This window comes from Salinicola endophyticus, assembly GCF_003206575.1.
In the GTDB taxonomy this organism is placed as follows: Bacteria; Pseudomonadota; Gammaproteobacteria; order Pseudomonadales; family Halomonadaceae; genus Salinicola; species Salinicola endophyticus.
This window is the reverse complement of record NZ_PZJO01000010.1, coordinates 212,784-224,374: the sequence shown is the minus strand read 5'-3', so window position 1 is coordinate 224,374 and position 11,591 is coordinate 212,784. Positions and strand designations below refer to the sequence as shown.

Genomic DNA, 11,591 nt, shown 5'->3' with positions numbered 1-11,591 from the left:
CGCAGGTGACACCGACCGCTAGACCAAAGTCATGGAACAAAAAATCACGTCAAAATGTTATGAATGGGCGTAGATTTCCGGGAACGACTTCAAGGAACGACTTCCAGGGCCCCTGCCCGTTCATTCATCCGGGAGAGCCGCATGCCAAGTCCCGCCCCTAGTACTGACGCGCGTAGCGCCACCCCGCTGCCCGACACCATGCACGCCGTGGTCTGCCACGGGCCGGGCGATTACCGGCTCGAGCGCGTGGCCACGCCGCGCCCGGGGCCACGGGAGCTGGTCCTCAAGATCCACGCCTGCGGCATCTGCGGCAGCGATCTCAAGTGCCGCGACGGCGCCGCCATGTACTGGGGCGACGGCGAGCGTTTCGCCGCCTTCGTCAAGCCGCCGATGATCGTCGGCCACGAATTCGCCGGCGAGATCGTGGCCCTCGGTGAGGGCGCGGCGGAACACTTCGGCGGCGTGACGCTGGGCCAGCGCGTGGTGCCGGAGCAGATCATTCCCTGCCGCCAGTGCTTCTACTGCCAGCGCGGTCACTACTGGATGTGCGAGGTGCACCATATCTTCGGCTTCCAGGGCGGCGTCGCCGATGGCGGCATGGCCGAGTATCTGCGCGTGCCCGAGAATGCCGTGCTGCACCCGGTGGACCCGCGACTGTCGATGGAAGATGCTGCCTTTCTGGAACCCCTCGCCTGCGGTATCCATGCGGTGAACCGCGCCGAGATCCAGTTCGACGATACCGTGGTGATCGCCGGCGGCGGCCCGATCGGTCTGGCCATGGTCCAGCTCGCCCGGCTCAAGACGCCCAAGCGGCTGATCCTGGTCGACACCCATGACGACCGCCTCGAGCTGGCCCGGGAGTATGGCGCCGAGCACGTCTTCAACCCGCACCGAGACGACATCGCCGGCGAGGTGCGCGCCCTCACCAACGGCTACGGCTGCGACGTCTACATCGACGCCACCGGCTCGCCCAGCGGGGTGATCCAGGGGCTGGAGGCGCTGCGCAAGCTGGGGCGCTTCGTCGAATTCAGCGTGTTCAAGGAGCCGACCCAGGTCGACTGGTCGACCATCGGCGACCGCAAGGAGCTCGACATTCGCGGCTCGCACCTCTCGCCCCACACCTATCCGGTGGCGATCGACCTGCTCGCTCGCGGCCTGGTGACCACCCAGGGCATCGTCACCCACCGCGTGCCGATCAGCGACTTCACACGCGGTTTCGAGATCGCCGCCCAGCGCGACTCGATCAAGGTGGTGCTGACCCAGGATGCCTGACACCCCTAAACGCCAGCGGGACGCCACCACCCGCCGTCAGGCGCTGCTCGACTACGTGGTCCAGGCCGGCGCGGCGCAGGTCGACGAGCTGGCCACGCACTTCGGCGTCAGCCGCATGACGGTACACCGCGATCTCGATGCCCTCGCCGCCCAGGGCATGGTCAACAAGCAGCACGGCGGCGTCACCACCCGCGCCTCCAGCGTCTTCGAGAGCAACTTCGCCCTGCGCGCCCAGCTCGCCGCCGGCGAAAAGAGCGCCCTGGCGCGCGCCGCGCTGGAGGAGATCGCCGCCGGCGAGGCGCTGATTCTCGACGACTCCACCACCTGCGCCGCGCTCGCCTCGCTGCTGCCGGGGCGCACGCCGCTGACCGTGATCACCAACGGCCTGGAGAGCATCGAGCGGCTCAAGACGGCCAGCGATATCCGCCTGATCACCCTCGGCGGCGACTACCAGCCGCGTTTCAACGCCACCTTCGGCCTGCTCTGCGAGCAGACCCTGGCCAGCCTGCGCGCCAATGTCGCGGTGCTCTCCGCCTCGGCGATCCTCGGCACCACCGCCTACGTGCAGGACCCGGCGGTGACCCAGATCAAGCGCGCCCAGATGGCCGCCGCCGAGCGCCGCATCCTGCTGGTGCACAGCGCCAAGTTCGGCCACAGCGCACTGCACCGGCTCGCCGATCTCTCCGAGTTCGATCTGGTGCTGGTCGACTCAGGCCTGGCGCCCCCCCAGCGCGAGGCGCTGGACGAAGCAGAAATTCGCTATCGTCTGATTCGGCGCTAAGCCGCCACACCCGCCACCACAACGAACTCGCCGCGGGGGACACCCGCGGCGAGAAGAGGTCACGACAGGCGGCCAGGCCGCCAGGGATCACTGCTTGAGTACGAAGGGCGAGACGTACTTGTCGACGTTGTCCGGGGTGATCAGGATGCAGTCGAACAGGTGCTTTTCACCCTTCAGGCCGGTGCTGCCGGTCTGGATATACTTGTCGGCCATCTGCACCGCGGCCTTGGAGAAGATCGCCACCGGCTGCAGCACGGTGTAGGCGAGCTCGCCGGACTTGACCGCATCCACCGCATCCGGGGAGCCATCGAAGCCGCCGACCACGACGTCCTTCAGCTTGCCGGCCTCCTTGAGCGCGGCGATCGCGCCGAGGGCCATCTCGTCGTTGCCGCTGATCACGCCCTGAATGTCGGGGTTCGCCTGCAGCAGGCTCTGCATCTTGTTGTAACCCTGGGTGCGGTCCCAGTTGGCGACGTCTTCACCCACCTTCTGCAGATCCGGGTACTGGCTCAGCACGGTGCGATAGCCGTTGGAGCGGGTGGCGGCGTTGTTGTCCGAAGGTGCGCCCTTGAGCTCGACGTACTTGGCCGAGTCGCCCACCGCCTGGACCCACTGCTGGGCGCCCAGCGCCGCCCCCTGGGCGTTGTTGGAGACCAGCTGCGCCTTGGCCAGGCCCTGCTGGTTGATCTCGGCATTGACCAGGAACACCGGAATGCCGGCATCGACGGCTTTACGCACCGCACCCACCGAGCCGTCGGCATTGGCCGGGTCGAGAATGATCGCCTTGGCCTGGTTGGTGATCGCAGTATCGATCTGGCGGCTCTCGGCGTTGGTATCGCCCTTGTGCGCGCTGACGTTGGCCGAGTAGCCAAGGTCCTCGGCGGTCTGCTGGGCGACCTTGCCCTCGGTCAGCCAGTAGGGGTTGGAGGGATCGTTGACGATGATCGAGATCAGCCCCTTGTCCTGCGCCAGTGCGCTACCGGCAAGCAGTGGCGCACTCAGGGCGAGGGCTGCGATCAGCAGGCGTTTTCCTGTCTTGAGCATGATGGTCACCCTTCTTTTGCGGTTGTCTGTCGTTATACGAGTCGTTATCTGAGTCAGTGGCGTCGAGGGGTGCGGTCTAACACCGCCTCAATGCTGGGTTGCCGGCTTGACGGCTGGGCTTTTCCCATCGCCCGGGGGCTGCCCCGAAGACGCAGTGGGAGAAGAGGGAGTCGCGGACGTCTGCGCGGCCTGCTTGCGCCGCCCGCCGTACTGAATGCTGTTGAGCAGCACCGCCAGCACGATCACCGCGCCGGTGAACACGGTCTGCCAGTAGGAGGAGACACCGATGATGACCAGGCCATCGGAGAGGAAGCCGATGACGAAGGCACCCAGCAGCGTGCCGCGCACGCTGCCGCGGCCACCGGTCAGCGCCGCGCCGCCGATCACCACCCCGGCGATCGCGGTCAGTTCGTAGGTGGTGCCCGCGGTGGGGCCAGCGGAGGTGAGCTGCGACGACAGCACCAGCCCGGCGATCGCCGCACAGATACCCGAGAGCACATAGACCGAGACCTGGACCCGCTTGACCGGCACCCCGGAGAGTTCCGCGGCGCGGGCGTTGCCGCCGGTGGAGTAGACCCAGCGTCCGAACGGCGTACGCGCCAGCGCCAGCAGAGTGACGACCGCCACGATCGCCAGCACCCAGACCCCCACCGGCACGCCGAACAGCCGATTGAAGCCGAGCCAGTCGAAGCCGGTATTGCCGAGCGCCGGATCGCCGCCGAGGTTGTTGTAGGTCAGGCCGTCGGTCATCAGCAGGGCGACCCCGCGGGCGACATAGAGCAGCCCCAGGGTGGCGACGAAGGCCGGCACCTTGAAGTAGGCGATCAGCACGCCGTTGATGGCGCCGATGAAGGCCCCCACCGCGCAGGTGAGGATCACCACCACCCACACCGGCGGATAGAGGGTGACGCCGAACGCATCCAGCGTCACGCCCTGCATCAGAAAGCCCGCGACCACCCCGCACAGACCCAGGGTCGAGCCCACCGACAGGTCGATGCCGCCGGTCAGGATCACCAGCAGCATGCCGATGGAGAGCAGCCCGAAGATCGCCACGTGGGACGACATGGTCAGGAAGTTGCCGGTCGAGAAGTAGACCGGCGACAGCAGCGAGAAGATCACGATGATCGCGATCAGGGCGAAGAAGGCGCGCCCTTCGAGCAGCATGCGCCCCAGATCGAAGCCCCCGCCCTGACGCCGCGCTGTGTGGCTATGGTTGGACATAAACGACTCCCTCATGAAATCCAGAACGTCTGTCGGCGCTACCCGGCACCCGGGCAGCCCTGAAGCGGTGGGACGCTCAGGCGACCACCGACTCCCCGGAAGCGGCCATGATCTGCTCCTTGGAGACATCGGCGCCGAACTCGGCAGCGATGTGTCCGCGACTCATCACCACGATGCGGTGGGCGATGCTCAAGCACTCCCCGACCTCGGAGGTGGAGAAGATCACCGCCAGGCCCTGGCGGGCCGCGCCCTCGGCCAGCAGCTTGAACACCTCGGCCTTGGCCCCGATATCGATGCCGCGGCTGGGCTCGTCGAGCAGCACCACCCGCGGATGGGTCGCCAGCATCTTGCCGATCACCACCTTCTGCTGGTTGCCGCCGGAGAGCGAACCGATGTCGGCGCGGGGGCCGTCGGTCTTGATGTGCACGCTGGCGATCGACTCGTCGATGACCCCGCGCTCGCGGCTGCCGGAGGTCAGAAGCCCCTTGGTGAAGGCCTTGATACTCGCCAGCGACAGGTTTTCGCCCACCGACATGGTCTGCACCAGGCCATCGCGCTGACGATCCTCGGGCACCAGCACCAGGCCGTTGTCGATGCGCTCGGCAATGCTCAGGCGGGAGATGTCGCTCCCCTCCAGCAGCACCCGCCCGCCGGTCAGCGGTACGCGCCCGGCGATGCACTCCAGAAGCTCGGTGCGCCCGGCTCCCATCAACCCGTAGATGCAGACGATCTCGCCGGCACGCACCGCGAGCGAGAGACGGTCGACCACCGAGCGCTCGGGCACGTTGACGTCGGCCACGCTGACCTCCTCGATCGCCAGCGCCACCTCGCCGATGGTGTGCCCGGTGGGCGGCGAACCGAGGTCGAAGTTGTCGCCCACCATGTTGCGCACGATCCACTCGAGATCGATGTCGGCACGCTTGGCGTAGGCGGTCATCACGCCGTCGCGCAGCACCACGGCGTGATCGGTGATGGTCAGCGCCTCTTCCAGGTGGTGGGAGATGTAGACGATCGACACCCCGCGACTCTTGAGATCGCGAATGACCCGGAACAGCACCTCGACCTCGGAGGCGGAGAGTGCCGAGGTTGGCTCGTCCATGATCAGAATCCGCGAATTGACCGACAGCGCGCGGGCGATCTCGACGATCTGCTGCTGGCCGAGACGCAGATCCTCCACCGGCGTCAGCGGATCGATCGGCTCGTCCAGCGCCTCCATCAGCGCCCGCGTCTGGCGCACCTCCTCGGCGAAGTCGATCCCCGTCGGGCCCTTGATCTCGCGCCCCATGAAGATGTTGTCGCGCACGCTCAGATTGGGCGCCAGGCTCAGCTCCTGGTGAATGATCGAGATGCCCAGCCGGGTGGCGTCAGTGGTCGAGGCGAAGCGCACCGGCTCGCCGTCGAGCACGATCTCGCCGGAGGTGGGCTGGATCACCCCGGAGAGCACCTTCATCAGGGTCGACTTGCCCGCCCCGTTCTCGCCGAACAGGGTGGTCACCTGGCCGCGGAAGACATCGAAGTTGACCGTCTTCAGCGCCTGAACGCTGCCGAAGGACTTGGCCACGTTGCGCGCCGAGAGCACCACTTCGTCGTCGCGCCGGGCGTCATCGGTCTCGGCGCCAGAGGTCGGCGCGGGGGCGTTGACGTGACTCATTCGACGTCCATCCTCACCGGCGTCACCAGCCAGTTCTTGGGATTGATCAACTTGAACACGCCGGTCACCGTCACCGTCCTGCCGCTCAGGTCGGCGGTATCGATGTCCGCCAGCACGGCTTCTTTCATGGCGTCGTTGATCGAGGCGCCGGCATTCTGGTACTCGATCTGGTTGGTGAACTCGCCGAAGCTGATCTCGCCGGTGGCGTCGCGCAGGTCGGTGCCGTTGATCGCCGGGCCGGTCTGCAAACGGATCGTGATCGCCTCCGGCACCCCCTCGGCCGCCACCGTGTAGATACCGGAACGCGCCTCGCCTACCACCCCGGTAAAGGTCACCGGTACCACCGGGCCGAAGCCGTCGCCGACGCCATACTTCTGCCCCGCGGCGCTGGCGTCCTCGAGCACCGCGGTGGCAAGCTCAGCGGCCGGCACCGCGCGCTGCTCCACGCTCTTCTGGATCGCCGGGAAGTGCTCGCTGCCGTAGGTAGCGGCGGAGAAGCCGCCGGCCAGCTCGGATTCGTGGCCGATCTCGACCACCGTGGTATCCCACGCCATGGCAGCGATGACCGCCACCACCACAGCCCCCAGAATCACCCGCCTGCGTGTCTTGCCGGGCCTGCGCGGCCGGGCTGCAACGGTTGTACTCATGACCAGAGCCCTCCTGTCAGGCGCTGTTCGCCGCCGCCCGCCGATCCGACGGGCGGCCATTCACGTTCAGGGGATCAGCACGATCTTCAGCGACTTGGCCCCGCTCTTCATCAGCTCGAAGCCCTCTTCGTACTTCTCCAGCGGCAGCTTGTGGGTGACCACGCCTTCGGTGGGGAAATCACCGTTGCGGATGCCCTCGATAACCAGCGGATAGCAGTAAGGGCCCAGGTGGGAGCCGAGCACGTCGAGCTCCTTGCGGTCGGAGATGATGCTCCAGTCCACACTGACCGGGTCCTTGAACACGCTGAACTCGACGAAGCGCCCCAGCTTGCGGATCATCGACAACCCCTGCTCCACCGACTTGGGATGGCCGGTCGCCTCGATATAGACATCGCAGCCGTAGCCGCCGGTCATCTCCTTGATGATCGAGACCACGTCATCGCGCTTGGGGTTGAGGGTGAGGTCGGCACCGAACTGCTTGGCCAGTTCCAGACGCTCGTCGAACAGATCGAGCACCACCAGCTTCTCGGCACCGGCCTTCTTGGCCGCCCCGACCATACCCAGGCCTAGGGTGCCGGCGCCGGAGAGCACCACCACATCGCCCAGCTCGATCCGAGCACGCTGCACCGCATGCAGCGAGCAGGCGTAGGGCTCGATCAGGATCGCCTGCTCCAGCGGCAGCTCTTCGGGCACGTGATAGTTGATCGCCTCCTTGGTGAACTTCATGTACTCGGCCATGCCGCCGTTGACATTGTTCTGGAAGCCGTAGAGATCGTGCTTCTCGCACATCCAGTACTGGCCGCGGTTGCAGAAGCGGCAGTTCCAGCACGGCACGATCTGCTCCGAGATCACCCGGTCGCCGGGCTGATAGCCCTCGACCTGGGCGCCGACCTTGACCACCCGCCCGATGAACTCGTGCCCCGGAATCATCGGCGCCTTGATGTAAGCGGGCTGGGTCTCGTCGCCCCAGAAGCTGGGCGCGCCGTCATAGGACTTGATGTCGCCGGCACAGATGCCACACCCCTCGACCTTGACCAGAATCTCCTTGTCGTCGATCTCGGGTACCGGCACCTCTTCATAGCGGTAGTCACCAGGGGCGTAAGCCACCACGGCTTTCATGGTCTTGGGGATGGCGTCGCTGGCGTCGTGCTGCGCGGCTGTGGCGGTAGCGTCGGACATGATCGTCTCCGGTGCTTAAACACATGATCAACATTCGGTCATATGTTTTTAGCGCAATCGACGAAACCGCATCAACGACAGAGGCTGCTTCAGCGCATAAGACTTTAGCCAAACGCCAATCAAGCCATTGTTATTGAAGGATTTAAAAACCACTTACTCCATCGACCGAGACCAAAGTTGCAACGCGAGTTTGTCGATCGATCCTGAGCAAGAACGGCATTTCAGGCCGCGCAAAATGATCCTCAACAGATCATATGTTCAATAACGCTTTCAAAAGCGCGCCACACCAAGCCCCAAACCAGCGATACCGACACGAATACCCAGAGCGAGCTGCGGCCACAGGGAGACAACCACAACGACAGCGCCCGCGACTCCTGTAGAGCCGCGGGCGCGGGATCCTTGCGGATATCGAAGTGGAGAGGTGCCTGCTTCGAGGTCAGCGCCGCTCTCGCTCGTAGGCCTCGATACGGTCGATCTTGGGCTGCGAGCGGCCACCCGGCTCGTACTCGCTGGAGAGGAAGGTCGTGGCGATCACCTTGGCCAGCTCGACCCCGACCACCCGCGCCCCCAGAGTCACGATCTGGGCATCGTTGCTCTTGCGCGCCCGCTCGGCAGAGTAGGTGTCATGGGCCTGGGCCGCGCGAATGCCTGGCACCTTGTTGGCCGAGATCGCCACACCGATCCCGGTGCCGCACATCAGCACACCGCGGTCGAAGCGCCCCTCGGCGATCGCCTGGGCGATCTCGAAGGCGACGTCCGGATAGAGGACCGGCTTGCCATCGTGGGTGCCGAAATCCTCGACCTCGTGACCGAGCGCACGCACATGCTCGACCATCGCCTGCTTCATCTCATAGGCGGCTTCGTCACATCCCACCGCCACTCGCCACTGCTCTGCCATCGCTCACCTCCGGTTGCCGTCTCTGACGTCGGTTGTCGACGGCGACATCATAGACCGAGCTCGCTCATATGAACAAACACCATTCATATGATCGAAAATAGACCCTCTGGAAGCATCAAAGACTCCCAACATCTGCGCAAAATCAGTCCATTAGGCGCGAGGAATATGCCTTGAAAAGGCCGTCAAGCCGCACAAAAACGCCACCAAAGTCGCATATCCGCCGCCTCTGTCACCGCTATGATGAAGCTGAAACGGCGCACCAAACCATATGCGCACACACAGAACAAAATATCACCCTTGATCCCGCGGTCGTTTCGGCCCAGCCAGCCGCACCGTTATCCAGTCATCCAATTCGGGAGCGTCGGTCATGACACGCCTCTACAACGATCCAGTGAACTTCGTCGACGAAGCCACCGCGGGCTTCGTCGCCGCACACGCCCAGCGGGTCTGTCAGGTACCCGGCGGGGTCATCCGCAGCACCCGCAGCGAGCCGGGCACCGTCGCCGTCGTCATCGGCGGCGGCTCCGGGCACTACCCGGCGTTCGCCGGTCTGGTGGGTCAGGGGCTGGCCCATGGGGCGGTGATGGGCAATCTGTTCGCCTCACCCTCGGCACAGCAGGTCTACAACGTGTGCAAGGCAGCCAACAACGGCGGCGGTGTGCTGCTGAGCTTCGGCAATTACGCCGGCGACGTGCTGCACTTCGGCCAGGCCCGGGAGCGCCTGATCCGCGAGGGCATCCCCTGCGAGATCGTCGCCGTGATCGACGACATCTCCAGCGCCGACCGCGAGGAGTTGCACAAGCGCCGCGGCATCGCCGGCGACCTGACCGTGTTCAAGGTGGCCGCGGCGGCGGCCGAGGCCGGATACTCGCTGGAAGAGGTGGTCCGCCTCTCGCGCGCTGCCAATCTGCGCACCCGCTCCATGGGCGTGGCGTTCGACGGCTGCACCCTGCCCGGAGCCGACGATGCCCTGTTCCACGTGCCCGCGGGCAAGATGGCGGTGGGCCTGGGCATCCACGGCGAGCCGGGTATCAGCGAGCAGGACGTTCCCAGCGCCGACGCCCTGGCGGAGCTGCTGGTCTCGCATCTGCTCGAGGAGGTGCCGGACGGCATCGAGACGGTGCGCGGCGCCCGCGCCGCGGTGCTGCTCAACGGGCTCGGCGCGATCAAGTACGAAGAGCTGTTCGTGGTCTATCGCCGGGTCCATGCCCTGCTGCTGGAAGCGGGCATCGAGATCGTCGAGCCCGAGGTGGGGGAGCTGGTCACCAGCCTCGACATGGCCGGCGCCTCGCTGACCCTGTTCTGGCTCGATGACGAGCTCGAACGGCTGTGGCGCGCCCCCGCCGATACCCCGGCCTATCGCAAGGGCAGCCTCAATCCGGCGCCGCCGATCGATACCGCGGCGCTCGACATTCCCGATGCCGACGAGATTCCCGCCGCCAGCCAGGCCTCCAGGGCCGCGGCGCGCTGTGTCGAGCAGGCACTGCGCGCCACCCGCGAGGTGATCGATGCCAATGTCGACAAGCTGGGCAAGCTGGATGCCATCGCCGGTGACGGTGACCACGGTATCGGCATGCAGCGCGGCGCAGTGGCCGCCGCCGAGGCAGCCGAACAGGCGCTGGCCCGCGGCGCCGGGGCCGGCACCCTGCTGCGCCAGGCCGCCGAGGCGTGGTCGGACCGCGCCGGCGGCACCTCCGGTGCGATCTGGGGCGTCATGCTCGACGCCCTGAGCCTGACCCTGGGCGACGACGCCGCACCGCAGGCCGAGCACTATGCCCGCGGGGTAGCCAAGGCCAAGCAGGACGTGATGGAATTCGGCAAGGCCAAGCTCGGCGACAAGACGCTGGTCGATGCGCTGGTGCCGTTCAGCGACGCCTTGAGCCAGCGGATCGCCGCCGGTGATGATCTGGCCGACGCCTGGGGCGCCGCCACCCAGGCCGCCCAGGCCGCCGCCGAAGACACCCAGACACTGAAGCCCAAGCTCGGCCGCGCCCGCCCGCTGGCGGAGAAGAGCCTGGGCACGCCCGATCCGGGCGCCATTTCCCTGGCGATGATCCTCGATGCGGTGCATCGGGTCATCGCCACCGCCGACTGAGGACGCCATGGCCGCGCCGACGATCACCCTGGGCATCAGCTTCAAGATGTACTTCGGCTACGCCCAGACCCTCGCCTGGTGTCGGCAGATCGCGGCCTGCCTGCCGCGCTACCCGGCCGTCGCCGACGGCCGGGTAGCGCTGTTCGTGCTGCCCAGCTTCCCGGCCATCGCGCCGGTGCTGGAGATCTTCGCCGACACCCCTGTCAGCGTCGGCGGGCAAAACCTGTATCCGGCGCCAAACGGTGCTTATACTGGCGAAGTGAGCGGGGCCATGCTGGCCGAGATGGGCTGTCGCCATGTCGAAATCGGCCACGCCGAGCGCCAGCGCCTGTTCGGCGAGGATGCCGCGAGCATCGCTGCCAAGATGCAGGTGGCGCTCGACCACACGCTGACGCCGGTGCTGTGCGTCGGCGAGGCCGAACGCGGTACACCGCGGGCCGCGGTCGAGGCGTGCTGCGAGCAGATCATGCAGGCGCTCGACCAGGCCACGCCGGCACAGCGCCGCCAGCCGCTGGTGATCGCCTACGAGCCGCACTGGGCGATCGGTGCCGCCGAACCGGCATCGCTTTCGCATATCGCGGCGGTCTGCCAGGGTCTGCGTGAGCAGCTCGACACTCACCCGGCAGCCAGCGTGATCTACGGTGGCAGTGCCGGCCCGGACCTGCTGACGCGGCTCGCCGGACGGGTCGACGGCCTCTTCCTGGGGCGCTTCGCCCACGACCCGGCCGCCTTCGAGGCCGTCGTCGGCGAAGCCTGCTCGCTGGTGGCGGCCCGCTGAATTCATCGCGCCACCATCCATTTAC

At 66.5% G+C, this 11,591-nt stretch carries 10 protein-coding genes; 4 read left to right on the top strand and 6 right to left on the bottom strand.

Going from position 1 to position 11,591, the window contains the following annotated elements; genetic code table 11:
- Positions 1-141 precede the first annotated feature (141 nt).
- Both DOM66_RS18105 and DOM66_RS18100 read left to right on the top strand, forming a co-directional pair.
- Positions 142-1,272, top strand: a complete 1,131-nt coding sequence (locus tag DOM66_RS18105) for a zinc-binding dehydrogenase (RefSeq protein ID WP_110691095.1) — start codon at positions 142-144, stop codon at positions 1,270-1,272.
- The gene (locus tag DOM66_RS18100) at positions 1,265-2,053 is read left to right on the top strand and encodes a DeoR/GlpR family DNA-binding transcription regulator (RefSeq protein ID WP_110691094.1); all 789 of its coding nucleotides are present in this window, start codon (positions 1,265-1,267) and stop codon (positions 2,051-2,053) included. Before DOM66_RS18105 ends, DOM66_RS18100 begins: the two co-directional genes overlap by 8 nt.
- 87 nt (positions 2,054-2,140) lie before the next feature.
- Here the strand turns inward: DOM66_RS18100 and DOM66_RS18095 are convergent, their stop codons facing one another.
- The 6 genes from DOM66_RS18095 to rpiB form a co-directional block, all read right to left on the bottom strand.
- The gene (locus DOM66_RS18095; protein WP_110677318.1) at positions 2,141-3,097 is read right to left on the bottom strand and encodes a D-ribose ABC transporter substrate-binding protein; all 957 of its coding nucleotides are present in this window, start codon (positions 3,095-3,097) and stop codon (positions 2,141-2,143) included.
- An 87-nt stretch (positions 3,098-3,184) separates the two neighbouring features.
- On the bottom strand, positions 3,185-4,318 hold the full coding sequence (locus tag DOM66_RS18090) for an ABC transporter permease (protein WP_110691093.1): 1,134 nt from the start codon (positions 4,316-4,318) through the stop codon (positions 3,185-3,187).
- A gap of 76 nt (positions 4,319-4,394) precedes the next feature.
- Entirely contained in the window at positions 4,395-5,969 is a 1,575-nt protein-coding gene (locus tag DOM66_RS18085) for a sugar ABC transporter ATP-binding protein (protein ID WP_110691092.1), read from the bottom strand.
- Complete coding sequence (locus DOM66_RS18080; protein ID WP_110677252.1) at positions 5,966-6,616, bottom strand: DUF2291 family protein; 651 nt, start codon at positions 6,614-6,616, stop codon at positions 5,966-5,968. Before DOM66_RS18080 ends, DOM66_RS18085 begins: the two co-directional genes overlap by 4 nt.
- 66 nt (positions 6,617-6,682) lie before the next feature.
- Positions 6,683-7,795, bottom strand: coding sequence for an MDR/zinc-dependent alcohol dehydrogenase-like family protein (locus DOM66_RS18075; protein ID WP_110691091.1), 1,113 nt, complete (start codon positions 7,793-7,795; stop codon positions 6,683-6,685).
- A gap of 436 nt (positions 7,796-8,231) precedes the next feature.
- Positions 8,232-8,693, bottom strand: coding sequence for a ribose 5-phosphate isomerase B (gene rpiB, locus DOM66_RS18070; protein ID WP_110677247.1), 462 nt, complete (start codon positions 8,691-8,693; stop codon positions 8,232-8,234).
- A gap of 367 nt (positions 8,694-9,060) precedes the next feature.
- Here rpiB and DOM66_RS18065 point away from each other — a divergent pair, with 367 nt between their 5' ends.
- Together DOM66_RS18065 and DOM66_RS18060 are read left to right on the top strand one after the other, a co-directional pair.
- The gene (locus tag DOM66_RS18065; RefSeq protein ID WP_110691090.1) at positions 9,061-10,788 is read left to right on the top strand and encodes a dihydroxyacetone kinase family protein; all 1,728 of its coding nucleotides are present in this window, start codon (positions 9,061-9,063) and stop codon (positions 10,786-10,788) included.
- A gap of 7 nt (positions 10,789-10,795) precedes the next feature.
- The gene (locus tag DOM66_RS18060; protein WP_110691089.1) at positions 10,796-11,566 is read left to right on the top strand and encodes a triose-phosphate isomerase family protein; all 771 of its coding nucleotides are present in this window, start codon (positions 10,796-10,798) and stop codon (positions 11,564-11,566) included.
- Positions 11,567-11,591 lie beyond the last annotated feature (25 nt).